This window comes from Neobacillus niacini, from assembly GCF_036961885.1.
GTDB lineage: Bacteria > Bacillota > Bacilli > Bacillales > Cytobacillaceae > Neobacillus > Neobacillus niacini_H.
Genome location: NZ_JBALNQ010000001.1, coordinates 58,163 through 84,774, shown reverse-complemented (window position 1 = coordinate 84,774; position 26,612 = coordinate 58,163). Strand labels below are relative to the sequence as shown.

At 36.5% G+C, this 26,612-nt stretch carries 31 protein-coding genes; 6 read left to right on the top strand and 25 right to left on the bottom strand.

The genetic code is table 11. The features are described 5' to 3' along the window. Positions 1–115 precede the first annotated feature (115 nt). The 11 genes from V7124_RS00475 to V7124_RS00425 all read right to left on the bottom strand — a co-directional run bounded on the left by V7124_RS00475 (position 116) and on the right by V7124_RS00425 (position 12,580). Complete coding sequence (locus tag V7124_RS00475; protein WP_335411805.1) at positions 116–2,035, bottom strand: stage V sporulation protein D; 1,920 nt, start codon at positions 2,033–2,035, stop codon at positions 116–118. Between the two features lie 79 nt (positions 2,036–2,114). Further along, positions 2,115–4,361, bottom strand: a complete 2,247-nt coding sequence (locus V7124_RS00470) for a penicillin-binding protein (protein WP_335484984.1) — start codon at positions 4,359–4,361, stop codon at positions 2,115–2,117. Further along, entirely contained in the window at positions 4,358–4,717 is a 360-nt protein-coding gene (ftsL, locus tag V7124_RS00465) for a cell division protein FtsL (protein WP_335411810.1), read from the bottom strand. The genes V7124_RS00470 and ftsL overlap by 4 nt, the downstream gene beginning before the upstream one ends. A 36-nt stretch (positions 4,718–4,753) precedes the next feature. Next, complete coding sequence (rsmH, locus tag V7124_RS00460) at positions 4,754–5,686, bottom strand: 16S rRNA (cytosine(1402)-N(4))-methyltransferase RsmH (RefSeq protein ID WP_335484981.1); 933 nt, start codon at positions 5,684–5,686, stop codon at positions 4,754–4,756. Positions 5,687–5,746: 60 nt separating this feature from the next. Continuing rightward, positions 5,747–6,178, bottom strand: coding sequence for a division/cell wall cluster transcriptional repressor MraZ (mraZ, locus tag V7124_RS00455; RefSeq protein ID WP_335484978.1), 432 nt, complete (start codon positions 6,176–6,178; stop codon positions 5,747–5,749). Between the two features lie 144 nt (positions 6,179–6,322). Beyond that, the gene (gene bshC, locus V7124_RS00450) at positions 6,323–7,957 is read right to left on the bottom strand and encodes a bacillithiol biosynthesis cysteine-adding enzyme BshC (RefSeq protein WP_335484975.1); all 1,635 of its coding nucleotides are present in this window, start codon (positions 7,955–7,957) and stop codon (positions 6,323–6,325) included. Between the two features lie 79 nt (positions 7,958–8,036). Then, positions 8,037–8,429 (bottom strand): DUF3397 domain-containing protein, encoded by a 393-nt coding sequence (locus V7124_RS00445; RefSeq protein WP_335484973.1) that lies wholly within the window; start codon positions 8,427–8,429, stop codon positions 8,037–8,039. Beyond that, positions 8,426–9,331: a 2-dehydropantoate 2-reductase gene (locus V7124_RS00440; protein ID WP_335484970.1), complete on the bottom strand. Its 906-nt coding sequence runs from the start codon at positions 9,329–9,331 to the stop codon at positions 8,426–8,428. Before V7124_RS00440 ends, V7124_RS00445 begins: the two co-directional genes overlap by 4 nt. Positions 9,332–9,455: 124 nt before the next feature. After that, a complete protein-coding gene (locus tag V7124_RS00435) occupies positions 9,456–10,997 on the bottom strand; it encodes an acyl-CoA carboxylase subunit beta (RefSeq protein WP_335484967.1) in 1,542 nt (513 codons plus the stop codon). Between the two features lie 20 nt (positions 10,998–11,017). Further along, the gene (locus V7124_RS00430) at positions 11,018–11,230 is read right to left on the bottom strand and encodes an acetyl-CoA carboxylase biotin carboxyl carrier protein subunit (protein ID WP_335484964.1); all 213 of its coding nucleotides are present in this window, start codon (positions 11,228–11,230) and stop codon (positions 11,018–11,020) included. Between the two features lie 21 nt (positions 11,231–11,251). Next, on the bottom strand, positions 11,252–12,580 hold the full coding sequence (locus tag V7124_RS00425) for an acetyl-CoA carboxylase biotin carboxylase subunit (RefSeq protein ID WP_335484962.1): 1,329 nt from the start codon (positions 12,578–12,580) through the stop codon (positions 11,252–11,254). A gap of 234 nt (positions 12,581–12,814) precedes the next feature. Here V7124_RS00425 and V7124_RS00420 point away from each other — a divergent pair, with 234 nt between their 5' ends. Further along, a complete protein-coding gene (locus V7124_RS00420) occupies positions 12,815–13,288 on the top strand; it encodes an N-acetyltransferase (protein WP_335484959.1) in 474 nt (157 codons plus the stop codon). 35 nt (positions 13,289–13,323) lie between these two features. Here V7124_RS00420 and V7124_RS00415 read toward each other — a convergent pair whose 3' ends face one another. The 4 genes from V7124_RS00415 to V7124_RS00400 all read right to left on the bottom strand — a co-directional run bounded on the left by V7124_RS00415 (position 13,324) and on the right by V7124_RS00400 (position 15,665). After that, positions 13,324–13,947 carry an RsfA family transcriptional regulator gene (locus V7124_RS00415; RefSeq protein WP_335484955.1) on the bottom strand — a complete coding sequence of 208 codons (624 nt, stop codon included), beginning with the start codon at positions 13,945–13,947 and terminating at the stop codon, positions 13,324–13,326. A gap of 80 nt (positions 13,948–14,027) precedes the next feature. After that, complete coding sequence (locus tag V7124_RS00410; protein ID WP_335484952.1) at positions 14,028–14,792, bottom strand: enoyl-CoA hydratase/isomerase family protein; 765 nt, start codon at positions 14,790–14,792, stop codon at positions 14,028–14,030. Between the two features lie 86 nt (positions 14,793–14,878). Continuing rightward, entirely contained in the window at positions 14,879–15,052 is a 174-nt protein-coding gene (gene rpmF, locus V7124_RS00405) for a 50S ribosomal protein L32 (protein WP_132085898.1), read from the bottom strand. Between the two features lie 88 nt (positions 15,053–15,140). Continuing rightward, the gene (locus V7124_RS00400; RefSeq protein ID WP_335411837.1) at positions 15,141–15,665 is read right to left on the bottom strand and encodes a YceD family protein; all 525 of its coding nucleotides are present in this window, start codon (positions 15,663–15,665) and stop codon (positions 15,141–15,143) included. A gap of 260 nt (positions 15,666–15,925) precedes the next feature. Between V7124_RS00400 and V7124_RS00395 the strand changes: the two genes are divergently transcribed. Continuing rightward, complete coding sequence (locus V7124_RS00395; protein WP_335484949.1) at positions 15,926–17,140, top strand: nucleotidyltransferase; 1,215 nt, start codon at positions 15,926–15,928, stop codon at positions 17,138–17,140. A 28-nt stretch (positions 17,141–17,168) separates the two neighbouring features. Here the strand turns inward: V7124_RS00395 and V7124_RS00390 are convergent, their stop codons facing one another. Both V7124_RS00390 and V7124_RS00385 read right to left on the bottom strand, forming a co-directional pair. Then, entirely contained in the window at positions 17,169–18,188 is a 1,020-nt protein-coding gene (locus tag V7124_RS00390; protein WP_335484946.1) for a SepM family pheromone-processing serine protease, read from the bottom strand. A gap of 7 nt (positions 18,189–18,195) precedes the next feature. After that, positions 18,196–18,975 carry a patatin-like phospholipase family protein gene (locus V7124_RS00385; RefSeq protein ID WP_335411844.1) on the bottom strand — a complete coding sequence of 260 codons (780 nt, stop codon included), beginning with the start codon at positions 18,973–18,975 and terminating at the stop codon, positions 18,196–18,198. A 216-nt stretch (positions 18,976–19,191) separates the two neighbouring features. Between V7124_RS00385 and ylbJ the strand changes: the two genes are divergently transcribed. After that, entirely contained in the window at positions 19,192–20,409 is a 1,218-nt protein-coding gene (gene ylbJ / locus V7124_RS00380) for a sporulation integral membrane protein YlbJ (RefSeq protein WP_335484943.1), read from the top strand. Between the two features lie 43 nt (positions 20,410–20,452). Here the strand turns inward: ylbJ and coaD are convergent, their stop codons facing one another. Beyond that, positions 20,453–20,935, bottom strand: coding sequence for a pantetheine-phosphate adenylyltransferase (gene coaD, locus V7124_RS00375; protein ID WP_335411850.1), 483 nt, complete (start codon positions 20,933–20,935; stop codon positions 20,453–20,455). Continuing rightward, positions 20,928–21,509, bottom strand: a complete 582-nt coding sequence (gene rsmD, locus V7124_RS00370; RefSeq protein ID WP_335411919.1) for a 16S rRNA (guanine(966)-N(2))-methyltransferase RsmD — start codon at positions 21,507–21,509, stop codon at positions 20,928–20,930. Before rsmD ends, coaD begins: the two co-directional genes overlap by 8 nt. 366 nt (positions 21,510–21,875) lie before the next feature. Here rsmD and V7124_RS00365 point away from each other — a divergent pair, with 366 nt between their 5' ends. After that, on the top strand, positions 21,876–22,265 hold the full coding sequence (locus V7124_RS00365; protein WP_335411852.1) for a DUF7147 family protein: 390 nt from the start codon (positions 21,876–21,878) through the stop codon (positions 22,263–22,265). 38 nt (positions 22,266–22,303) lie between these two features. Here V7124_RS00365 and V7124_RS00360 read toward each other — a convergent pair whose 3' ends face one another. The 5 genes from V7124_RS00360 to V7124_RS00340 form a co-directional block, all read right to left on the bottom strand. Then, positions 22,304–22,579, bottom strand: coding sequence for a YlbG family protein (locus tag V7124_RS00360; protein WP_335411856.1), 276 nt, complete (start codon positions 22,577–22,579; stop codon positions 22,304–22,306). Positions 22,580–22,708: 129 nt separating this feature from the next. Next, the gene (locus V7124_RS00355; protein WP_335484940.1) at positions 22,709–23,152 is read right to left on the bottom strand and encodes a YlbF family regulator; all 444 of its coding nucleotides are present in this window, start codon (positions 23,150–23,152) and stop codon (positions 22,709–22,711) included. A gap of 60 nt (positions 23,153–23,212) precedes the next feature. Continuing rightward, positions 23,213–23,572 (bottom strand): hypothetical protein, encoded by a 360-nt coding sequence (locus V7124_RS00350; protein WP_335411862.1) that lies wholly within the window; start codon positions 23,570–23,572, stop codon positions 23,213–23,215. Between the two features lie 88 nt (positions 23,573–23,660). Then, positions 23,661–23,900 carry a YlbE-like family protein gene (locus V7124_RS00345; protein WP_335411866.1) on the bottom strand — a complete coding sequence of 80 codons (240 nt, stop codon included), beginning with the start codon at positions 23,898–23,900 and terminating at the stop codon, positions 23,661–23,663. Positions 23,901–23,917: 17 nt separating this feature from the next. Beyond that, positions 23,918–24,313, bottom strand: coding sequence for a YlbD family protein (locus V7124_RS00340; RefSeq protein WP_335411869.1), 396 nt, complete (start codon positions 24,311–24,313; stop codon positions 23,918–23,920). Positions 24,314–24,452: 139 nt separating this feature from the next. Here V7124_RS00340 and V7124_RS00335 point away from each other — a divergent pair, with 139 nt between their 5' ends. Together V7124_RS00335 and V7124_RS00330 are read left to right on the top strand one after the other, a co-directional pair. Continuing rightward, positions 24,453–24,941 (top strand): PaaI family thioesterase, encoded by a 489-nt coding sequence (locus tag V7124_RS00335; RefSeq protein WP_335484937.1) that lies wholly within the window; start codon positions 24,453–24,455, stop codon positions 24,939–24,941. 22 nt (positions 24,942–24,963) lie between these two features. Next, a complete protein-coding gene (locus V7124_RS00330; RefSeq protein ID WP_335411875.1) occupies positions 24,964–25,329 on the top strand; it encodes a hypothetical protein in 366 nt (121 codons plus the stop codon). A gap of 13 nt (positions 25,330–25,342) precedes the next feature. Here V7124_RS00330 and V7124_RS00325 read toward each other — a convergent pair whose 3' ends face one another. Beyond that, positions 25,343–26,296 carry a CAP domain-containing protein gene (locus V7124_RS00325; RefSeq protein ID WP_335484934.1) on the bottom strand — a complete coding sequence of 318 codons (954 nt, stop codon included), beginning with the start codon at positions 26,294–26,296 and terminating at the stop codon, positions 25,343–25,345. Positions 26,297–26,612 lie beyond the last annotated feature (316 nt).

Below are 26,612 nucleotides of genomic sequence, written 5' to 3'. Positions count from 1 at the left end.
CGCACAAATCAACAGGTTCAAAAATCATCAGCATCCTTTAATAACCCTTTTCAAAAAAACAGGCGGCGGAAATCATTCCGGCCGCCTAACTCTTTAAATTACTATCATCTTTAATTTATTCTTCTTTGTTAAAATACAGTCTTATGGTTGAACCTTCTTTTACTTTTGCACCAGCTTCTGGTGACTGTCTTACAACCACATCACCTTCACCACTTGCATCAATTTTAAGGTTTAGGAGCTGTTCGGTAATCTCTAATTTCGTTAAACCCGTTAAGTCAGGAAGTGTAATTAAAGGTCTGTCTGGCCATTTTATTTCTTTTTCAATTTGATCCTTTCGAGGTTCTACCCCCATTGCCATAAGTCCGTCCTTCATAATACTGCCTACGATTGGAGCCGATACGGTTCCACCAAAAATTAACCCTCCTTTTGGATTATCAACCGCAACATAAACCACGATTTGCGGATCATCTGCCGGGGCAAAACCCATAAAGGAAACGATAAAGTTATTTTCCAGGTATCGTCCATTTTGTGCTTTTTGAGCTGTTCCTGTTTTGCCGCCAATTCGATACGAGTCAACAAAGGCCCTGAAACCTGTACCTTGAGCGACTACGCTTTCGAGCGCATGACGGATTTCCTTGGACGTTTCTTCAGAAATTACTTTTCTTTTTGCAACTGGAGTATTTCTCATGACTACTTCTTTCGTAACAGGGTCGATTAATTCTTGTGCAATATATGGCTTATAAAGTGTCCCGCCATTAACCGCTGCTGCTACCGCTGCAACCTGTTGAATCGGGGTCACTGAAACACCTTGACCAAAGGCAGTTGTCGCTAATTCAACCGGGCCCACTCGATCTAAATTAAACAAGATCCCTGATCCTTCGCCAGCTAAATCTATTCCTGTTTTCTGCCCAAAGCCAAAATCTTTTATATATTTAAACAAAGTATCTTTCCCTAATCTTTGTCCCAATTCCACAAAACCTGGGTTACAAGAGTTTTGCACGACCTCAAGGAAGGTTTGACTACCATGACCGCCACGTTTCCAGCATTTCAGTCTAGCTCCGGCAACTTCAACCGAGCCCGGATCATGAAAATGTTCCTTTTCTAAATTTACCTTGCCTTCCTCTAAAGCTGCAGCAAGGGTGATAATTTTAAAGGTCGAACCTGGCTCATAGCTTGACCACACTGGCAGGTTTCTATTGTACACCTCTTGTGGAACGTTTTGAAATTCTGCTGGATCAAAGGTCGGCCGGCTCGACATTCCTAAGATTTTCCCGTTATTCGGATCCATCGCAATTGCTATAATTCCATCGGGATTATAAGTTGCCTCAGCAATATCAAGTTCCCTCTCAATAATGGTTTGAATTTTCGTATCGATTGTGAGCTTTAAATCTAGTCCATCTACCGGATGTTCATAGTCGTCAGCCATGTTATCCATTCTTTCACCTTTAGCATTGGCATAAAACTTAACCGCGCCTCTTTCCCCACTTAACTCTTTATCATAGAAAAGTTCTAAACCCATTAAGCCCTGGTTGTCCACCCCAGAAAATCCTAGAACATGAGAAAGATAACTTCCGAACGGATAATGTCTTTTAGAGTCTTCTCCTATATATACTCCTTCGAGTCCTAAAGCCCTGATTTCCTTTGCCTTTTCATGAGAAATCTTTCGTCCTTCTTTTATCCTAATAATCGATTCACCCTGAGTTATTTGTCTATACGCATTTTCTTTTGGAATATTTAACACTGCTGCTAATTTTTCAGACGTATTTGCAGGGTCCTTCACCTGCCTTGGTATCACATATACAGTTGGAGCACTTATATTGGTTGCTAAAGGAACACCATTCCGGTCTATAATCTCGCCGCGCTCTGGTTCAAAAGGAATATTTCTACTCCATAAACCCTTTGCTTGGCCAGTCAACTTATCACCTAGAACAAACTGTACATATCCAAGGCGGACATCAATAATTAGAAAAATTAGAATTCCTACGAATAATGCAATCATTAACCTTTTACGGACAGTTACATTTGAAACACGCATAAAATGAACGAGCCTCCTTTATCCTACTCGTTCATTTATATGCTTGTACTTATTTGATTAGAACGATTACACCAACTGTTTATGAACCAATTTTATTCTTCTCGGAGGCTTGTTCTTCATCCGATAGCACACTATTTTCTTCGGCTTTTATGGTTTCAGCTTCAAGTTTTAATTTTTCTTCTGGAGTTTTTAAATCAACGATTAAAAAGTCTCCTTTGCGTAAAACTGCACCCTCTTTTATATTTTGGGTTACAACATATCCACTGCCAGTTGAATTTAGTTTTACCCCTGATATTTTAGCAACCTTCATTACATCTCGAAGGGACCATCCTGTCATATTAGGTGCAATCAAATCTCCATCTGTTTGAATGATAATTTTCTCACCTTCAAGCACATTGGTACTCGCCTCTGGAAGCTGACCAGTCACTTTTGCTCCATTACCTAAAACAACAACATCTAGTCCTTGCTCCTCAAGCTTTTGTACTGTTTCCGTTACATTCTGATTCATAAAATCAGCCAATTTTGTTGTAGACGCTTTTGCTTGCTGTGAAGGCTGAATATTTAAATATTGTAAACTATTTTTCATTACAGGATTAAAAAGCATCGAAACTGGAATCGACCCCTTAGAATAATGGTCTATCTCTGGTTGTTGAACTGCAACGTATACAATTAACTTCGGATCATCCTTTGGTGCCATTCCTAAGAATGAAAATATATAATCTTTCTGTCCATCTAGATATCCGCCCTTCGGATCAGGAATACTTGCAGTCCCTGTTTTCCCCGCAACACTATACCCATCAATTTGATATCGATTACCTGTACCTGTTTCTTCGTTTGAGACGACAGTTTCAAGAATATCCAGGACTTCTTTTGCTGTTTTTGCAGAAATAGGCGAGGAAACAACTTCTGGCGTAACATCACGAATTACCTCTCCAGTGTCGTGATTAACAATTTTATCAATTACTTGAGGTTTCATCATTTTCCCATTATTAGCAATCGCAGTAGCAGCTTGTATTTGCTGAATCGGTGTGATCGCTGTACCTTGACCATATGCAGTTGTTGCTTTTTCAATTGGCCAATTATATTGAATTTTCCCTGACGTCTCTAATGGCAAGTCAATTCCTGTTGGCGCATCAAAACCAAATTTAGTTAAGTACTCACGGAATTTCTCGAATCCCAACTTTTCATTTGCGAGCTTTGCAAATGCAACATTGGATGAGCGCTGAACTCCCTCGAGATAAGAAATAGTACCCCAGCCATACCCATTATGATCATGAATCGCCTTATCCTTCGATGTTACTCGATAGGAACCCGACTGGAATGGTTCATTGGGATCAAATTTATTTTCTTCAATAGCCGCTGCAAGCGTAAAGATTTTCATTGTTGAACCTGGTTCAAAAGAAATTTCTATCGCTTCATTGTGCCAACTATTATCAATCCCTTCTTTTGTTTTAGGGTGAAAAGAAGGTCTTTGTCCCATTGCTAAAATATTTCCTGTTTTAGGATCGGCTACAATGGCAATGATTTTTTTGGGTTTGTATTCATCAACAACTTTGTTCATAGCGTCTTCTAAAAATGTTTGAATCTTTTTATCAATCGTTAAATAAACATCATTTCCATTTTGTGCAGGAGAAACCTTTTGTTTTCCATCGGGAAGCAAATAGCCCCATAAATCACTTTCGTACTTAATTTCCCCATCCTTACCTGTTAACTCATCGTTTAATAGCTGTTCAATTCCCATTTTTCCGATATAGTTATAGCTCCCGTCCTTTTCATCGATTCTATCTGCATAACCAACCAGGTGGGATGCAAAGATTCCATTCGGATAAAATCTTTTTGAATCGCGTTTAAAGGTAATCCCCGGAAGCTTTAATGCTTCAATTTCCTTTTTCGTTTGGTGAGATATGTCCCTTCCGGCTTTCCCAAATTCAACCTGAAATTGATCTTTCGTCAAAATACTATAAATCTCGGATTCTTCCAAATTTATATACTTTGCTAATTCGCTTGCTGTTTTTTGAGGGTCTGTTACATGATTTGGTTTCTTAGAATTGGTGGTCATCTTTTTATCGAGAATTGCGATTAACGTATACGCGGTTGTATCTTCTGAGATGACTTCTCCTTTTTGGTCATAAATTACACCTCTTACCGCATCCATAGTCCCTATTCTGCTATACTTTTGCTGGGCTTTTGCTGCAAGTGGCTGTGAGCCTACTTCACCAGTAATCTGAATGGAAAAAAATCTAAAAAGCAAAATAAAAAAGAGCAGGCCGAAAAATCCAAATAACCCGGCTGCTCCGAAATTCATATATGGCTGTTTCTTTTTCATTCCTCGTGCACAACCTTGACGTTATTCTCGTTTAAAACAAGCCCCATTTGTTTAGCTTTTTCCAAAATCCGCTCATACTTACTAAGTTCACTTACTTGTACATGAAGATCATTGTTTACCTTTTGCAGTTCACTTATTGAAGTTTGGACCTCCTGAATATCCTTATTTACCTGGTAAATTCCCGCTTGATTCGAGATGAGGTGGACGGCACCGAAACACATCAACCCTGTAAATACGATTCCGATTATCTTTTCCCCAGGTGTAAGCCAGTGTTTTTTTGTTTTAACAATGCTTCGTTCCTGTACAGTCCGTTCTATTTTCTGTTGTTGCTGAAATTTCCTGGCAAGATTACTCATTCTTTCCCCTCCATATAGTTATTTTATTCGCTATATTTATAACTTTTCCGCAATCCTAAGTTTTGCCGACCGGGCACGATTATTTTGTTCTAGTTCTTCTTCTGATGGAAGGAGAGGTTTTCTTGTAATTAACTTTAAATTGGGTTTAAACTCGTCCGGGATTATCGGTAATCCTTTAGGCAAATTGGGTGTTTCACTTTCCTTTTTAAACGCTGCTTTGCATATCCTGTCCTCCAATGAGTGAAAGGTAATAACACTGATTCTGCCTCCTGGATTAAGGATTTCAATGGCTTTTTGCAAGGATTTCTCAAAAACCGCTAGTTCATCATTTACTGCAATTCTTACTGCTTGGAATACTCGTTTTGCAGGATGTCCACCTTTTCTCCGAGCTGGGGCAGGAATCCCTTCTTTTATCAGCTCAACCAGCTCAAATGTCGTTTCAATGGGTTTCATTTCTCGTCTTGCCTCAATTTTCCTAGCTATTTGCTTGGAGAACTTTTCCTCACCATAGCGAAAAAAGATACGAACAAGATCCTCAAAGGACCAGTGATTAATGACATCATAGGCAGATATGTCTGCATCATTGTCCATTCTCATGTCGAGCGGCGCATCATGATGATAACTAAACCCTCGTTCAGGTGTATCTAATTGAGGGGAGGAGACACCAAGGTCATAAAGAACGCCGTCCACTTTCTCTACTCCCAGCTTTTCAAGTTCTTCCTTAAGGTACAAAAAATTGCTTTTAATTATTGTAAGTTGCTCACCATAGAGTGACAATTTCTCTTTTGCATTGGCAATAGCTATTTCGTCTTGATCGAAGGCAAACAATTTTCCATTATCAATAAGTTTTGAAAGTATTAGGGAACTGTGACCAGCACCGCCTAATGTACAATCAACATAAATGCCGTCCGGTTTAATATTTAATCCGTTAACAGCTTCATCAAGTAAAACAGTTGTATGTTCAAACATATTTATCACCTTTTCCAATCTAACGATATAAAACGGAGTTATAATAGAATAACTTGTCCATTATATATCAAACCCAATCATATTTTCGGCAATTTCAGCAAAAGAATCTTCAGACTGTGAGAAATAGTCTTCCCAAATCTGTTTGCCCCAAATTTCAATTCGATTGGAAACCCCTAAAACTACACATTCTTTTTCTAATTTTGCATACTGAAGCAATGGTGCAGGAATATTGATTCTTCCTTGTTTATCTAGTTCACTTTCTGTTGCACCTGAAAAGAAGAATCGGGTAAATGCACGAGCATCTTTTTTTGTCAGAGGCAGACCTTTGAGTTTTTCCTCAATCAGTGCCCACTCTGATAATGGGTAACCAAAAAGACATTGATCCAAACCGCGAGTGATGATAAACATCTCACCAAGGTCGTCACGGAATTTGGATGGCACAATCATTCGGCCTTTATTATCAATGCTATGATGGTATTCACCCATAAACATACCCGGTACCCCCACTTTCTATATAAAATGTACCACATTCCCCCACTTTCCTCCACCTATTTTTTAATAATTCTCGTTAACTTATCAAAATCCTTTTTTATCCAGAAATTTTCCGTAAAAAAAAGAAACTTCTTGTGAAGTTTCTCAAATTTTTATTACTTTATGGCGACCATCAAATTCAAATTCGAGTTCCATTAATTCTTTAATAAAATTAGTTCCATACTGATTTAAGTAATAGAAAATGTTCCAAACTCGCTCTTGTGGAAAACCATCTGGACGTAACGATAAATCAATACGGTTAAACTTACTAAGAACCACATCGAACTTTGATTGCACTGATGCCTCCAGTTTGGATTCCATAAATCCAATTTCCTTTAGCAGATAATTTTCATTTTTCTTTAGTAATGGTAACAAGCTACGATCAAGCTGATTTGTTTTCGCTTCAATTAGCTCATATTGTCTTAGTAACTGTGATTTTAGTTCAGAAAAGAGTTCAGATACTTCTCTATCCTTAATAGACTCTAAAAATTGATCTCTTTCCATCGCACTTCCCTTACTCAAAACTGCAGACAGTTCTAATTTCAACTCATTGATGTCACTTTCAATCGTTCTTTCCAAAAAAGAAATATTAAGTCTTGGCACTATCGGAGGCATTTTTATTTTAAAATGTTCAAATACCAACTTCAATTCTGCCCAATAAGAAATTTCACCTGGTCCTGCAATAAATGCAACGGTCGGGAAAAGCCACTCTTGCATTAAGGGTCGGGTCACCACATTATTACTAAGTTTAGCAGGTTCCTGGAAAGCTACTTCCATCAATTCTTCTTTTGTAAAAGAAACGACTCCACTCTTCCCCACAAAACGATTACTTTCTGAGTCAAATTCAAGTAAAATTCGTTCATTTGTTTTTGGATTGTAAAAAAACAGATTAGCAGCTTTCTCATTTGATTCGATTGTAATCGGAAACCCATTCTTGCCAATGACACTTTGCTGTTCTAACAAATAACTTGTAATTTCCCGATGCTGTTCGATTTGTTGTGAGAAATACTCTTTTTGCAAAAGACGGAAATGACGATCACCTGAATCCACGATTAATAAGCCATAATCTTTAAATAGTTCCATTACAATATTGGCAAAAAAGTCAACAAACGTAGATGATTTCATTAATGTATCTTCCGCAAAGTTTATTAACCTTTTTGTGTGATTGGTTTCTCCAAAACTTTCAATTACATTATATACCCATTCTCGGCAAACATCTTTATTAAGGGTTATATCAGAAACCATCTTTTTTTGTCTTACCTTTTCTGGGTAAGTCCATTTTTCAACTTTTTGCTCAACCGGCAAAAACACATGATTTACCTCATGAAAGTCATGATCTTCTCCCGCTATCCAAAAGACCGGGATGACAGGTACACCAAGCTGCCGCTCTTTTTCCACAGCTAATTTAATAATTGAAATTATTTTATGTATTGAATAAAGAGGGCCGGTAAGAATTCCTGCTTGTTGACCGCCAATGACAACTACACTATTTTTTTGTTTTAGTTTTGCTAGTGAATCGTTTACAGCCTGAGCTGTTGGAAAACGATCCATAAATTTCTCAATGTAATCAGCTACTGATTCACGTGGAAAGTATCGCTTGTTTAATTCATCTAACCTCTTTTGATCGTCTGCAAAGTCATTAAAACGATAATGGAAAAAAGGCAGAACATCAGGAGAATGTTCTAAATAATTAGAAGCAAAGCGATTCGTTGCTGATAAAGAGAGATTTAAAATCTCCATTCAAGTACTTCCTTTCTAATCAACCATATTCATACATATGAGTATAGCATCAACCATCCTAATAAAAAAAATCCTTTGCTTAAGAAAAGGTAAAAGTTAATGCACTCCGAAGTATACCAAATATCGTTAGTGAAATATAAGCTAAAAAGAATAAAAGAAAATTAAACCGCCAATAACCTTTAAAAACCTTTGTAAATATAATTTCCCCCCTTATTTTCCAATGTATAAATACGAATACCATTGCAATGATAATTAATACTAAAAAGATAATCCAGAGGAATGATTTACCCAAAATCGTAAGTAATAAAAAATGAACGGCAAATATAAATAAAATGGTTGAGTAGTCCAATGCTTTATGAACCGACTTTCGAGTGTTTTTTGTTATTAGCTTATTTATTAAATAAATGATGAAAAATCCGAGCAGAGGTACTGTTAAAAAAATTGCAACAATGGAAGATAAGAAGGAATTCAATAAACTCGCTCCTTTCGGTGTTCTTTTCCTTTTAATAAATAATAATAACTTTCAATCACCCTTACTTCTTTTTGTTGTTTTACTGCTTCATCTAATAAAAAACCGAGTATCGCGTCGATCTCCGTCCTGCGCCCGGCCTCTAAATCTATTAGCATTGATGACCGATTAACAGCAGTTTTTTTGCATATTCTGATTAAATCCTTAAAGTTTCTGAGTGGGTCTTCAAGGTTTAAAATAAATGAAATTTCAAGAAATAGTGTTTTTACAGCAGCAAAATAATAAGTATTTGAAATCAACTCACCGTTTCTCACTTGAAGGATTGCCGTTAGAGGGTTAATGACAGCATTTGCAATTAACTTATTTATTAGCATATTATAATAATCATTTTTTATAGTTATTGGGAAATCAATTGTTTCACAAGCATCAATAAACTCCTTAATCCTTAAAAAATCACCAGTAAATACCCCTACATTGATGGCTCCTTTACCATTGTGGCGAACCGTATGGGTATTAACTTTACTGGCTCCATGCTCAACAGACCCAACAAAAATATTAGTTGGACGAATATTTTCAAGTAATTTTAAATGACTCATCCCGTTTTGTAAAAATAATAGATTCTGAGGGTTAACATCTAATTTATGTAAATGTTTAATAATAGAGTCAAGCTGGTATTGTTTTACAGCAATTATTGTTAATTCTTCGTTACCAGTCCAATTTGATATTGGACTTGCTATCACCCTAATACTACTTTGGTTTGTACCTTCTAGAAGAAGTATGCCCTTTCGATTAATTTCTTCTGCTTGGACGGTTGTTTTCGTATAAAGCGTTACAGAAAAGGCCTTGCTTAAATATGACGCGAATAATAATCCGATAGAACCAGCACCAATAATGCCAATTTTCATGCCATCCACCCATTTATAGTCTATTTAATAAATATTTTAGCAGATACTTTATAAAGAAAGTAAGATTGTTCAAAAAAAATAGAACCCGTTTCATAAATTATTGAAACGGGTCTCTCAATGTTCATTAAACTGGATATACTGGATGTTTTCTATTACTAAAGTTTATTTCTTTTGTTTCATAAAAAGCAAAGCGTTGTATAAGTACATTTCGGAGCTCTGATGGGGCAACGATTTCATCGACAATTAATTCTGACGCTAATTTGTAAATATCAATATGCTCCTTATACTCTTGCTGCTTCTCTTGGACGAAGGCTAATCTTTCTTTAGGCTCCTCAATTTCATTTATTTTGTTAGAGTAAACAGCGTTGACCGCCGCCTCTGGACCCATTACTGCAATTTGGGCAGTTGGTAAAGCTATGCAGCAATCTGGTTCAAATGCAGGTCCAGCCATTGCGTAAAGACCAGCCCCATATGCTTTTCTTACGATAACAGAAATCTTTGGTACTGTTGCCGAGCTCATGGCGGCAATTAGCTTTGCCCCGTGGCGGATAATTCCTGCACGCTCTACTTTTGTACCTATCATAAACCCTGGTACGTCAGCAAGGAACAACAATGGAATATGGTAAGCATCACATAGCTGGATAAATTTCGCACCTTTATCAGCCGAATCGACAAATAACACACCGCCTTTTGCCTTCGGTTGATTTGCTATAATCCCAATCACTCGACCTTCAATTCTAGCAAAACCAGTAATTAACTCAGCCGCAAATAATTTTTTTACTTCATAAAAACTATTTTCGTCAATTAGCCTTTCGATTGCTTCGTACATATCAAATGGAGCATTTTGATTTGGCGGGATAATTGCTTCTAATTCACGCCCCGGTTTTGGTGCGGCGCTTTTCGATAATTTTGTTTTTTCTTTGAAGCTGGAAGGAAAAAAGCTAAGATATTTTTTTGCCGATTCAATTGCCTCTTCTTCACTGTAAGCGAGAACATCACCACACCCACTAACGGAACAATGCATACGAGCCCCGCCCATTTCCTCTAATGAAACTTTTTCACCAATAACTTTCTCTGCCATGCGCGGTGAGCCAAGATACATGGACGCATTTTGATCGACCATAATAACCACATCACAAAAAGCAGGGATATAAGCTCCACCCGCAGCAGATGGTCCAAACAAGATACAAACTTGGGGTATCATTCCAGAGAGCTTCACTTGATTATAAAAGATCTTGCCAGCACCTCGACGGTTTGGAAACATCTCCAGCTGATCGGTAATTCTGGCACCAGCAGAATCTACTAAATAAAACAATGGGACTTTTAGTTTCTCAGCAACCTCTTGAATTCGGATTATTTTTTCGACTGTTCGAGCTCCCCATGAACCAGCTTTGATAGTGGAATCATTCGCCATTACACAAACAGTATTCCCGTTAATTTTTCCAATTGCCGTTACTACCCCATCAGCTGGTAAATCACCTGCCTGGAAATTGGCAAACTTCCCATCTTCTTCGTATTTTCCATCATCGAATAATAATGAGAGGCGGTCACGTACAAACAATTTATTTTGCTGTTTTAGCTTTTCATGATATTTGGGATGTCCCCCTGCTTCAATAACCTTTCTTTTTTCAGACAATTGTTCATTTAAAGTTTTTATCGTTGTCATAACGTCCCCCCTAAAGCCCTCTATTCTACTATAATTAAAACGTCACCTTCATTTACAAAATCTCCAATGCTAACCTTTATTTCCTTTATTAAGCCATCTGTTTCGCTTTCAATTGGAATCTCCATTTTCATTGATTCAATTATCAACACTTCTTGTCCACCACTAACATTGTCACCACTTGTTACAAGGATATTTAATACAGTACCAGCCATAGTTGCAATAATTTCTTTCATTCTAATCTCTCCTTATTTCTTTCATTTGTTAGATAAAAAGTTTGTTGTATAATTCCCATGCTGGAAGGATTCATTGCCTAGAACGTTCAAGAATAGCGGGGCATTTGTTTTGATCCCTTCGATTTCCAGGTCATTAAAAAAACGTTCCGCCACTTTAATCACTTCTTCACGTGTATCTCCATGAAAAATACATTTGGCTATCATCGGGTCATAGTAAGGAGTTATCGTATTGCCCACTTGATACCCCGAATCTATCCTAATATCGGTCGTGTCGTTCCAATCAAGCTTGGTGATTTTTCCAGGTGAGGGTAAAAATCGAACAGGGTCCTCTGCATAGAGACGGAACTCTATTGCATGGCCAGTAGATGTTATTTGTGATTGCCGGATTGGTATAGGCTCTCCTTGTGCTATCCGAATCTGCCACTCAACTAAATCTATGCCTGTTATCATTTCTGTGACGGGGTGCTCCACTTGCAGTCGAGTATTCATTTCTAAAAAGTAAAAATTCTCTTTTTCATCCACTATGAACTCTATCGTTCCTGCATTTGTATATCCAACTGCTTTTGCTGCGATTAAGGCAGTTTCATAAATTTTTTTTCGGGTCGCTTCTGTTAAAAAAGGTGACGGTGATTCCTCAATAACTTTTTGGTGTCTTCGTTGAATGGAGCAGTCCCTTTCGAAAAGATGGACGATATTACCTTGTTGATCTCCGAAAACTTGAACCTCAATGTGTCGGGCTTTTGTAATATATTTTTCGAGGAACACTTCATCTGAACCGAAATAGGTGAGTGCTCTTGACTTTGTAGAAGCAAACGCTTTAATGAGCGCTTGCTCATTTTCACACAGGACCATGCCAATTCCACCGCCGCCGCTACTAGCTTTCAGCATAACAGGATAATTCATCTGTTTGGACAAGCTACAGGCTTCCTCAATCGATTTAAGACCGTGCCCACTTCCGGGTACTACTGGCACTCCTGCCTTCTCCATCGTTTTACGAGATACAATTTTATCTCCCATGAGTTTAATTATTTCAGCATCTGGACCAATAAAAATAATCCCTTCCATTTTTGCACGTTCTGCAAATGCACCATTTTCTGATAGGAATCCATACCCTGGATGTATAGCATCAACCTTTTCACCTTTCGCAATTTCTATAATTTTATCGACTTGTAAATATGATTTAATAACAGGGGCTTCCCCCACACATACTGCCTTAGATGCTGCTTTTACAAATGGCATTTCTTTATCAGCCTCGGAATAAATAGCAACAGTTTCAATTCCCATTTGGTGGCAAGTTTTGATAATCCTAAGTGCAATTTCCCCTCGATTAGCAATTAGTATTTTTTGCACATTTTTTCTCCTTTCATGCCCTTACGCTTACACCCCTTATATTTCTACACCTTTCTTTAAATTTCCTGCTAATTAAGAAAACGCTTTCTTGAGTTATTTAAACAATTTTTTGTATTTTTGTTATATAATAAAATTAATTCATTTGAATAATATAATAATTTACTTCAAATTCATATTATTCAACTAAAAATGAATATATACAATTAATATGATAATGTTTTCAAAAGGGGGCATATGGTGATGAATGTTCAGAAATTGAAAGTAAATTTTAAAACACTAGAAGAATTCAAAAAATTTAAAGAATATGGGATCCAAGAACTCTCCATGCTAGAGGACTTAGAGGCAAATATGATTGAAGATGATAGTGACTCTCCATTTTACGGAATCTATTTTGGAGACAAACTAGTAGCCCGAATGAGCTTATATCAAATTGAGGCAAAGTTTGATCGTTATTTCTATCCACCACAGAATTATTTAGAATTATGGAAACTTGAGGTATTACCAGATTATCAAGGCAAGGGATATGGGAAAAAACTTGTAGAGTTTGCAAAAAATTTAAATCTCCCAATTAAAACAAATCCTCGGGTTCAATCAAGAAGCTTCTGGGAGCATATTGGCTTTACAAATGTGGAATACGATATGGAACGCGACCGAGGAGAAAACCCACTCGTATGGTACCCAGAAGGTGTAGAAGCGCAGCATAGTTAAGAATAGTAAAAGCGGACATTAGATGTCCGCTTTTACTATTTCTCGACTCTTTCAAGATTACCGTTTTTATCCATTTGAAACTTTACTTTTTGCTGTCTATCTTCTTCTTGTAAAACAACCATTTTTCGGGCTCTTTCCATAATTTCAATTAATGAACGGTAGTCCTCTTCAATTGCTTTAATATTTTTTGTTAATCTTTCATTTTCTGCTATCAGTAAGTAGGATTTCTTTTCAAGGTCTTTTAGTTTTTGAATAGACTTTTCCTTTGCCTCCTCGATACTTGATGCAGCTGCGGCTTTCTTTTGAAGGTTTTCTAGGAAGTGAAGAACAGCTTGAAAGGTAACGCCTTCATTCTTAGCTGTAACGCTAGAAATCGTTTCTTCCCTTATTTCTTCTTTTGGATATTCTTCCTCTGAAGGTACAGTTTGTTTTTTTATTTCTTTTCGCTGTTTTTTGGCTAGTTCAATTCCTGATTTATATTGCTTCCTTACAAATGAGTTCCAGCGGAATCCACAGGCCGCAGAAGTTCGCGATAGCTGTTTTCCAACCTCTTCAAATGCTTGAAGCTGTGTCCCGCCTTCTCGAATATGTCTTAATACTACTTCAGCAAGCAATAAATCTTCATCTTGAGACCATGCATCCTGACGAGTTGGTGACATCAGAACATCCCTCCTAGTGTTTTTATTCATAATATGCATCTACTAGAAAAGATAGACTGATAACAGTTTGTCTTTTATTCTTAATTCTGTGTTTTTTTATTCATAAACCTGTTTACATATTGATGATGTGACTCACTTTCCCAAAGGACACTGCAATTGCTCACTTCTTTTTCTATTCTTTCTCTAAGCCTGCTTTCCTCCCACTTACGAATCCATATCATTTTATATGATTCTAATACCGTGAAATTGACTGCTAATAGCTTTTCCAAAAAATCTTCGCAAGCAGAAATTGGGTCCGATGAATAAATTTTATCGATAAAACCTACTTCTCTCAAATACTCTGCAGGTTGAATTTCTGCTTCCATCAAAAGCTTCATGGTTCCTGCAGCAGGTAGTTTCTCTGCTAAAATCGTCCCGCCGCCCCAGCCTGTAGTAATCGCCTGTTTACCTTGAACAAAACCAGCTTTTATTCCATCTCTCGCTAACCGGAAATCACAAGCTGCTGCCAGTTCACATCCACCACCAATGGCTGTACCATTTAGTAAGGCAATTGTAGGTTTAGTTAGTGTCAGCAACGAATAAAGAATTTCGGACATTTTTGAAAGCATTGGATAAGCCTCTTCTTTCGTATGAAGCTGGTGAAAAACAGATAGGTCCCCTCCAGAACAAAAAGCCTGTTCACCTTCCCCAGTAATTACCAACGCCTTAATAGCAGGATCCTTTGCCAAAGATATCGCTTCTGTTAAACCATGCATAATATCATAATTAACGGCATTTCTTTTTTCATTTCTTGCCATGGTAAACAATAAATATCCCATTTCTTTTTTCTCAATGGTATACGACAAACAAATTCCCCCTCTATTTTGGTGTTCTTTAGAAATGACAAAAGCACAAGGGCATAATGCGCCTTGTGCTGTTTATCCTAAGAAAATTAGTCGTTTACAACTTCTTTTCCTTTGTAAGTACCGCAAGCTTTACAAACGCGGTGGCTAAGTTTCATTTCACCACAGTTTGGGCAACTTACCATACCAGGTACGTTTAATTTAAAATGTGTACGACGTTTTCTTTTTACAGTTTTAGAAGTCCTTCTAAAAGGTACAGCCATTCTTCCCACCTCCTTAAAGAGTATCAAGAAAGTAATGAAGGCCAGGAATGCTGGTTCTTCACTTTGCTTCTTATATTGCTGATTAGATTTACGAAGAAGAATTGTCTTTATCAAAAAACTTTGCAAGACCTGCTAGTCTTGGATCAATCTTCTTAGATTGATTTTGATCATGAACAACTTCCCAGTCCTTACCGGATTGTGGTGCAGCATCTTCATGATTAACATCATCATCGCAGAAAACCTGCAATGGAACTTCTAGTAAAAGGATTTCTCTAATGACTGGCATTAAATCAATTACTTCCCCTTTTACTTGATGTACTTCCTCTTCAGTTTCATATTCTGAACCTTGTAAGAGGAAAGTTTCAGTTGTTTCGACATTAATCGGAAGTTTTACATCCACTAAAGTACGAGAACAAGGCAGGATTAATTGACCTTCTATTTTCAAATGAAATGTCACTTTAGTTGAATCAATATCTCCACGGCCAGTAATATGGATTGGAGATACTTCACGAATCATTGGATCCGTTTCTTTAATTTCATCAACTCGAATGGTATCATCTATCAGAAAATCCTTGTTTCGATATTTTTGTAATTGGCTTAAAGTCCATTTCAATTGAATCACCCCAAGGCAACAAAGGTAATTATAGCCTTCGATCAAATTTTTGTCAATGTTTTTTCTTTACACCTAAATGTGATTTTTCATTTCACTATTTTCTCAAAAACAGCATCTTCATATTAGTCTACCCAGTTAATTCAGATTACAATCGCTGCTTACAATAATCGTGGCCAATTATCTTATTATGGTAATTTTTGTTATAATATGATTACTGTCAAATCTACTTAAAAAACTTAAAAATAAGGAGATATTTTTTAATGAAAGCAGTTGGTTTAATTGTTGAATATAACCCTTTCCATAATGGACATGCCTATCATCTACAGTCAGCAAAGGAAACAGCGCAAGCTGATGTCGTTGTTGCCGTTATGAGCGGAAACTTCCTTCAACGCGGAGAACCCGCACTTGTATCAAAATGGGTTCGAACCAAAATGGCACTCCTAAATGGTGTTGATATCGTCCTTGAACTTCCTTACCAATTTGCAACACAAAAGGCAGAGACCTTCGCAAATGGTGCAGTCTCCATTCTAGATGCAATTGGCTGTCATTCACTTTGCTTCGGCAGTGAAAGCGGCGATATAAAATCCTTCGTTCAAACTGTCGACTATTTGGATAGCCATAAAGAAATTTTTGATGAAAATATTAAAAAGAATATCAAAACAGGTGTTAGTTTCCCTAAAGCATTATCGTTGTCTTTTCAGTCATTGTCAAGTACTGAAAATCTAGTTAGCTTAGAAAAACCAAATAATATTTTAGGTTTTCATTACATAAAAGCTTTAAAACATCAAAAAAGCCCAATCATTCCTCTCACGGTCAAAAGAAAAAATGCAGATTATCATGATGAGCACTTTGCGACTGAAACAATTGCCAGTGCGACAAGTATTAGAAAAGCACTCTTTGCCTCGAAAGAAAATAATAGCCCGATCGAACAATATGTTCCAGACGCAACAAGTCGGCTCCTCAAAGAGTATCTAAATGATTATGGGAATTTCCATGAATGGGAACATTATTGGAATTACTTACGCCTTCGTCTCCTCCATTGCAAACCGGAAGACCTTAGAGACATATATGAGGTGGAGGAAGGGATAGAGCATCGATTAATAGCCGGTGCATTAGAGGCTGCTAATTTTAAAGAATTTATGCAAAAAATTAAAACAAAACGATACACATGGACGAGACTGCAACGGATATGTTTGCATATCCTGACCAATACAAAAAAAGCAGACATGATTCGAACAACCGACAAGGCTACCTATTTACGTCTGTTAGGAATGACAGCGATGGGAAAAGAGTACTTAAATAAATTTAAAACCCAATTTACTCTTCCACTCATTTCTAAGCTATCAGCATATAAGGAAAACGATATTTATTTGGATATTAAGGCTTCCCGGGTTTATAGCTTCGGTTTAGGAAATCAAACACAGAACAAACTTTTAAACCAAGAATTTAAACAACCCCCTATTTATGTAGAATAAAAAGATGATGCCTCTTGGCACCATCTTTTTATTTCATCTGTAACTTCTTTAAATAATTAATTGCATCATCGATTACATCCACCGGGACAATCTTTATCTTTGAATTAATTTCACGTGCTGTCTTCACTGCTAGATTGTAATTAGAATCTTTACTGCCTTTTTCATTTGGTGCAAAAAAGATTTCTGCTCCCGCTTTATCGGCGGCAACTATTTTTTGGTCAATTCCCCCAATGGGTCCAACGGTTCCTTCAGAATCAATTGTCCCGGTTCCTGCTATTTTGTAGCCTTTCGTAAAATCTTCGTCCATTAACTGATCATAGATTTCTAATGAAAACATTAAACCGGCAGAAGGTCCTCCGATTTCGTCGGTCTTAACCATGACTTTTGGAGAAACAATAACCTCCTTATCATCAACCAAAGTAATCCCAATTCCAACTTTATTGGGATCTTCTTTAAAGGGTTTGACAGGTACGATGACTGTTTTGGTTTTTTCGTTTCTCATAATGGTTAATTTTAATTGATCACCAGACTTTTTCCTGCCGACATACTCAATAAAGGTTTCAGAAGAGGCAAATTTTTCCTCATCTACTTTAATAATTCGATCACCAGGAAGTAGTTTCCCCTCGGCAGGCATATCAGGTACTATCTGGACAACATAGACCCCTTTGTATTCGTATTTAACTGGGTACCCCGCTTTTTTGTATGCAACTTCAATCGCATTTAGCTTAGAACCTGCCATCATATGGAGCTGTCTGGCATTATATTCGTCTTGTGTCTCTGTTTCGTGCAAGATTTCCTCCACAGGATAAAGTTCCACATAATTAAAAAGCTTTGCCTCAATATAAGAATAGATATTGGCTCTTCCCATTCTTACAGTTGTCAGCATAAAACTACCCTTTCCCACTTCTCCATTCTCAACTTGAATAATTGGTGCTAATTCCTTCGCCATACCTGGCTTTGACACATAATAAGGCAACGATAAAAATATGCCGGCAATCATTATCAATGTTATAACAATGGAAGTACCTACAAATAATTTTCTTCTCACTACACCTTTACCCCTTCCATCCATCAATAACATTTTTTATTTGAACAATTTGTTTTTTTGTCTCTTCTTCTCCAAGTGCAATGATTTCTTCAATATTTGTAAACGCACGTGAGCTAAATATTTCAACAGGTGGACGAATCATGATATCAGACGCAATTTCTCGATTATTAATAATTTCTGTCTGCATTATATCGATACTTTGCATAATGACATCATAGATGGAGGTAATTTCTGCATTTCTCTTTACCCTGGATACATCCACTGCGATTACAATATCTGCACCCATTTCTTTTGCAACTGATACTGGAACCCTGTCTGAGACCCCGCCATCAACCAATATTCTCCCATTATATTTTTCAGGTACAAATATTCCAGGAATTGCGATACTAGCCCGTACAGCCTCTGCAACAGGACCTTGCTTAAATACAACCTTTTCGCCTGTAAGTAAATCGGTAGCGACGATACCTAATGGAATTAATAAATCTTCAATATTTTTACCATGTGTAAAAACCCTAATGAAATCCTTTACTCGTTTCCCCGCAATAAAACCCATTTTAGGGACCGTAAAATCCAAAAAATATTTTCTTTTAAAGGCAGTTGATAATTTATATAAACGATCCATTTCAATTCCTGCACCATAAAAGCTGCCTACAAGTGCTCCCATACTGCTTCCCGCAATAATATCAATAGGAATTCCCGCTTCCTTCAACACCTTTATAACACCTAAATGGGCAAATCCTCTTGCTCCGCCAGAACCTAGCGCTAATCCGATTTTAGGCTGCTCCATATCGTTCCCACCTTTATATAAGCTTTAAAGCGTTATGATGATAAACAAAATAGGTTAGGAGAAATCTCGTTCAATCTTATGGTCTAAATTAGCGTTCTATGAGTATATTTGTGTTATATGGGGACAAGTTGAGACTTAATTTGAGAATGAATAATCCTTATTTTAACATTATTTATTTATAGAGTATAACAAAACTCTTGGAAGGGAGGCTATTCATTGTTTTTTTCAAAATTAAAAACAATTTTTCTTTCTATATGTGCCATCATATTAGCTGTTTCTATGATTACGTATCCTAAGGAATCCTTTGAAGCCTCCATCCGTGGGCTTAATATGTGGTGGGAAATTGTCTTTCCGTCATTATTACCGTTTTTTTTAGTTTCAGAAATGTTAATAGGATTTGGTGTTGTTAAATTTATTGGAGTGTTGTTAGAGCCGCTTATGAGACCTCTATTTAAAGTCCCTGGTATAGGAGGTTTTGTTTGGGCAATGGGAATGGCATCCGGGTTCCCGGCTGGTGCAAAGCTGACCGTAAGAATGAGGCAGGAAGGCCAGTTGACACAAATTGAAGCAGAAAGGCTCGTATCCTTTACTAATTCCTCTAATCCATTGTTTATCTTTGGTGCAGTAGCCGTTGGTTTTTTCCACAATCCACATTTAGGCGTACTATTAGCCCTAGCCCACTATTTGGGGAATATTTGTGTGGGTCTTATTATGCGGTTTTATGGTAAGGAAACCCCGTATAAGGATAAGGATAAGCAAGGGAGGTTCATTGTAAGGACTGCTTTATCCGCCTTACATCAAACTAGATTAAAAGACAAACGCCCGATTGGCAAATTACTTGGTGATGCTGTGAATTCTTCGATCCAAACTTTGCTTATGGTGGGTGGATTCATTATTTTATTTTCCGTTATTAACAAACTACTTTTTCATCTACATATTACCGCTATACTCGCAAAAGTTTTTGATCTTTTACTTTCAGCACTTTCATTTCCTGACATGCTCAGCATTCCATTTATCTCTGGTTTATTCGAAATTACCCTTGGAAGTGACTTAACCAGCCAGGTTCAGGATGCTACGCTGCTGCAGCAAGCGATTATTACCAGCTTTATTCTAGGTTTTAGCGGTTTTAGTGTCCAAGCCCAGGTTGCTAGTATTTTAGCCCAGACCGATATTCGCTTTAAACCTTTTTTCTTCGCTAGAATTGCCCAAGGATTATTTGCTAGTCTATTTGCTCTCCTATTATGGAAACCAATATACATCCGATTTTATCAAAATGAGCAGCCATCCAATGCAATCCCTGTTAGTTTCTTTGAAGAAGGTACACTTCTCCATTCATATTTTTATAAGTTAATGGAATGGGGACCACTTATTACCATTTTATCTCTTAGCATTTATGTAATTTTACTATATAATCGTTTACAGAAGAATCATTAGATACGCAAAAGCCTCGGCATACATACCAAGGCTTTTTGTATTGTTAGCGATTAAATTTTTTATTCAATGCTGCTTCTACTATTGGTGGTACAAGTTCTGATATTTTTCCATTATACTTCGATACTTCCTTAACAATACTAGAACTTAAGAATGAATATTGACTGTTAGTCATGATAAAGAACGTTTCAATTTCATCATTTAAAACTCTGTTCATGGAGGTAATTTGCATTTCATATTCAAAGTCAGAAACGGCACGTAAGCCACGAATGATTGCATTGGCATTAACTGCTTTAGCATAATCAACAAGGAGTCCAGAATGCTCATCTACCTTAACATTGGGCAGATCCTTTGTTACTTCCTTTATTAAATTTATCCGCTCCTCCACACTAAAGAGCGGATTTTTGGATGAGTTGTTCATAACGCTTACATAGATCATATCGAATACCTTTGCGCCTCTTCTGATGATATCTAAATGACCATATGTAATTGGATCAAAACTCCCTGGACAAACGGCAATACTAGCCATGAAATACTCCCCCTAAATCCTTACTAAAATATGAATAAATCGTTATCGCAATGATTCCATACTTTTCATGTTTAGTTTGTGTAAACTCCCCTGTCGATTCCGGCAATTCAACATCATGACTGTGTTCACAGATAATGTATCCGCTATTTTTTAATAACCTTTTTTCAGATATTTCTTGCATTAAACTAATTAACTGCTGCTTTTTATACGGCGGGTCTAAAAATATGTAATCGAAACCAATTTCCCTCTTCATTAGGGCTTTTAATGCTCTGTCCGCATCATTACGATAAACTTCTGCCTTTTCCTCCATTTTACATGCTTGGATATTCTCATGAATTGTTTGAAGGGCCTTTTTATCTCGGTCGACAAAAATGACTTTATCTAAACCCCGGCTTAACGCTTCCAGACCTAATCCACCGCTTCCCGCAAAAAGGTCCAGCCCTATTCCACCATCAAAATAGGGTCCAATCATATTAAATAAAGCTTCCTTTACTTTATCTGTAGTTGGTCTGGTTGTATTTCCTGGAACGGCTTTTAACGCTCTTCCTTTACAAACACCTGAAACGACTCTCACTATTATCACCACTATTTTTCCCAAAATCTTATTTTATCAATATCCTATCATAATTGAATAAACTAGCCAACTGCCTGTTACTATCTGAAAAATTATTTTTAAATACGTATAAGCTTATTAGTTGTGGAGATAATGTAAGTAACAACATCAATTCGAGGATGTTGTTGCCAACCGCGGAGAAGACTTACGTTTCCCCATAAGTTCTTCCTCCGGTTTCTCCTCTCCCTTTGCCTTCTATCCTGAGTAAGGATATAGAAGGACCCTGCAGATTTATGTCTGCAGGGTTTTTTCTTTTAGAACAGGCAGTATTATCGTTAAAAATATGATAAAGTATGGAATGAATTGATAAACAAAGGAGAGTTTAATTTGATACAACGCTTTATTGAACTCGGCGAGGGGTATTCTGATATATATGAGCTGCTTGAACTAGCAAAGGCAAATCAGCACAGACTTCTTCACATGATGGCATTTCATACAGAAAAAAATGAAAAGCAAGTAACCTCTTTAGCAGTAGTTTTACAGCTTACTGATCCTGGAAAATTCCAAGCACTTTATTTCTGCCGTGAAGGGATCCCGAATCCAAACTTTACTCCGAATAAAAGGTTTGAACTATTTCAGCACACTGCAGACGAACTCGGCAAAGAAATTATTCAATTATCCGTAAAACCTTCAACGATCTTTCATGAAAAAGAATTATACTATCAGCATTTAATTGCTATACTTAGACTAAATCACTATATAAAACCACTGCATTAAGAAAAGCTTCAGCGTCTTGACCAGACGCTGAAGCTTTTTTATATACCCATCTTATAATCATATTCTTTCGCTTTATCTGGTGCTGCATTTTCAAATTCCATCTTTAAGAAAGGCTTATATGACGGTTCCACTTTCTTAACAAATGAAAAGGAATTTATTTTTTCCATTATGACTTCAATTTCATCTTGATTACAATACAGTACAACATATTTTAATTTTTTAGAGACGTAATGCACATTACCAAAGCGTCTTAACATTTTTGCTTGCTTTAAGGAGTATAACCAAATAACTAATCCTTGCCTTTGAACGAACATACTTTTTTTCCCCTTCAAAAAACCATCATTTTAATAAGTCTAGCATATTAAAACACTCTTTATCAATGGCACTTTTCTAATACAATAAAAAAGGTACGAAAAAAGGCTTAATGATTTATTAAGCCTTTCTTAAGCAGAACACCCGCAGCTTCCACCGCCGCCACAGCCAGAACCGTGGGAACCTGTATCGAAAAATGGATTTCCTGAAGGAACTTTGATTTGTTTGGATACGGCACCACCGACCAACATACTGATTTCATCTAGCAGACTTTGAAGATCATTTTCCGCTAATTTGAATTCAGCAACATAAGTATCTAAGTCCATTTCCCGTTTATATTCACGGATTTGGCTCATTACCCTTTTATAATCAGGGTGATATTTACCAAAACGCTGCACCTCTTCATAAAGCTCCTTGAGGTTTACAAATCGTTTTATTTTCTCCTGCGTTTCCTTGCTATTTTGCATTTTATATAGACAAATATGATATTGTTCAACAATATCAGATTCTAATACCATTTGTGCTAATTGCTCAGCGTATTCGAGTAGTTCTACACTTTCTGTTGTAGCAAGCATCCAAGCCCACCTCCATTCACATTTTAACATGAATACATAAAGAAAGTGAAATAATCATGCTCACTTAGTGATATTTACCAAGAACTCCTTGGTTAATCCATAAGGTACATTATTTAAGTCTACAACCTCAAGTTTTACCTCATGATTACCAGGCTTCAGCCCTTTAATGATAAAAGCTGCTGTGTTAACTTCCTTTTCTCTTTTTCCATCCAGCCATATAACTAGCTTACCTATTTTCTGATTTTTTTGTTCAGACTCCCGAAAGCTAATCCCAGATAATATGCATTCAACAAATACATTATTGCCTTTTATTTTAGATTGGACAAAAAATGTAGGGGTTTGGTTATCATTTTGAATAAAACCTGACATAATTCCCACTATAAAAATAGATAGAAGGATCACTCCAATAGACTTTTTCAATACAATCACTCCTTTTAATTGTATTGTTTACCTTGTTTATTGTTTTTAATCTTAACAAAAAAAAGACCACTCACTACGTGGTCTTCCGTCAATTTTGATCTTTCATGGACTGTAACATGTAAAACATCATCGATGCCATTTGAACATTATTTGTTAATTTCTCTACCTGATGTGGGATTGTTTTTTTATAATAATGAAGCGACTCAATTTCTAGCTTCTGTAAATCAGTAGGATTTCTAGAGAGTTTTCGATACCAGAGCGGCTGTTCCCGGATAAACTTTTTTAATTCTTTTTGTTGATTAATATATTCTAATACATCTTTTCTCATGTGAATTTTCCCTTCAGTTAGTCTTTACGGAATGAAAACGGATGTTTATGTTCGATTTTTGGTGTTACTTGTTTCAGTTGATTTCCTTGAAATTGCGAAATCACTCCCTGAATAGCCCCAAGCGCTTGACTTAGGTTATTTATATAATGCTGAATTTGATCCGGATCCATTTTTTGAATCGACCCAAGGATAGTTGATACCCAATCCCCTTTTTTCTCTACCTCTTTTTCAGTACTAGAATTCTTCTTATCGCCTAGCGTTTTCCACCGGTTATCCTCTTCACCAAGCAGATACCAATCCTCATACAATTCCTGCCAGGTTGAATTACCATTCCGTACTTCCTTAATTAGCGAAGGGTTATTTTTCACGAACTCTTTAAATTTAATCACAGAAGGATGTAAATTTTTCTGCATACTGCTTCACCTCTGCCCATATCCAATGCCTATTATACGATATGTATAAAATAAAAAATGGTGAAATCCTACTTGCTGTAAAAATTGTTTTTTTAATGGTAAGATGTCTTCAGAATTAGAATTGAAAGAGGGATTACAAATGAAAGACAAGTTACATCTATTGTTGGATAATTGCATCGAAAAAGGTTCTGAAGTGGATTTAAGTGCCCTTGCACATGTGTTAGAAGGATTTCAAAAGAAAATCGATAACAAATACACCCAATATATTGATGGCTTACTTCATATGGAGAGAAAAATTGATAAGGAAAAGAAAATATGTGAAATTAAGGTACCATTAAATGAAGTTTGGAATAATTCTTTAGATATTGTTCATGGCGGAATAACAGCCACTCTTCTTGATACTGTAATGGGTACAGCAATAAATGCCGTTCTCCCTGAAGGTTTTGGTGCAGTGACTAATCAACTAAATATCCATTACATAGCTCCTGGTATAGGTGATAGCCTACATTGTAAAGCCGAAATCATTCATCATGGAAGTAAGACTGTAGTTATCTCAGGAGAAGCGTTTCGGAGTGACGGAAAAAAAATAGCCCATGCAACAGGTACATTTTTTATCATTCAAAAATAGTGTGCAAGGAGCATGAGTAAAAATGGTTACTGCAATTGTTATACCCATTATTTGCCTTTACTTTTTTTGGATTACAAAAAAGGAAATGAAACAAAATGACAGCAATTGGCTGGCATCGGCAGAAGTCAATAAAGAAGCGATTGTTACAGGAGAAATTAAAAGCATTAGCCAAGAGAAACAGCGTTTTTATTATCACAGATATATATTAATCCAGGAACTAAAACTCCAAACAGAATCAAAGATTATTTCTGCAAAAAAAATAACCCCGATTCGAAACAACATTAAAATTGATACGTTTCCGATTGGAGAGATGATACGAATTTATGGATGTTGGGAAGGGAATCATTTTCATTTTAGTGAATTCGAAATAATACAAAAAGGTGACTAGTTTGTCACCTTTTCTATTCTTCAAATTTCTTAATAAAGTTTTGTGTATAATATTTTTGATATACTCCAACGCCTAAATGGGTGAATTCTTCATTTAACAAGGACTCTCGATGCCCTTTACTATTTAACCATCCTTCTGCCACGGAAGGACCATCGATATAATTTACCGCAATATTTTCACCGGCAAACTTATACGCGACATTTGCGGCTTCCAATCTATCAGAAAGACTGCCAAATTTTTTAGAAGTATGGGAGAAATCATCACTTTCGGACATATCCTTACTATGGCCATAGGCAACCTCAGAAGTCTCTTCGTCCCATATTAGTGTCTTTACATTATGTCTTAGCCGCATAACATTGGTAATATCAAGTATTTGCTTCTCTGTCCCTTCCTCTATTAAGTGCCACATTTCTTCACTAGGCTCGATTGGTTCAAGTAATTCTCCACTATAAACCAGTTCAAATGGCCGCTGCTTCACTAATGTTTCATCATTTAAAAAGCGAACGCTTGATAGACTTCCAGTAAATTTATCAATATATAATTGGACAAAAACATCTCCCAATTTAATTAATGGACGTATATTTAAATCTGTATCATTCAATTCAAAACGATAAGAATTCCCCTCAAAATCAATATCTATATTTGGAGCGATTATCTGTGTATTGAAAATTTCCTCGATTGGCTGCCCTATTTTAAATGGTGAGACATCTAAATTATCACCTATTGCAAATACTGTAACTACCTTGTTATTTTCCACCCCAACTTGTACATAACGATCGTAGTCAGTATTATATATGTACCATTCATAGCCAAATAAAGATGCATCAATTCTACGGGGTTCACCAAGTATCCCATGTAATTGAGCAAGATCTTGACCAATTAATGCTCCGATACCACTTTTAGGACGTTCAGTAGCAGATTGATCCTGTAATTCCTTTTTCTGCTTTTGATATAATGAATTATTCATTTCTAACGTAGGTTCATCAGTTATTAAAATTTCATTGTCGTCATTTTCATTTATACTGACGTAAAACCCAATAGTCACGAAAATTGACGCTAGGATGAGGATCCTGAAGAGAGTACGCAGATGTATTCACCCTCTCTATTACTTTTTCTTTCATCATATGTTTTTTCATTTATAATTATATCACCATTGTCATTGTTAGTAATAGAGAATATTAAATTTGTCAGAAATATAAAATTTATGTAAAAAAACAGATACACCATGTGATGTATCTGTTTTTTATTTATTGTTTATTAAACTAGACTGTTGATTTGCGCTC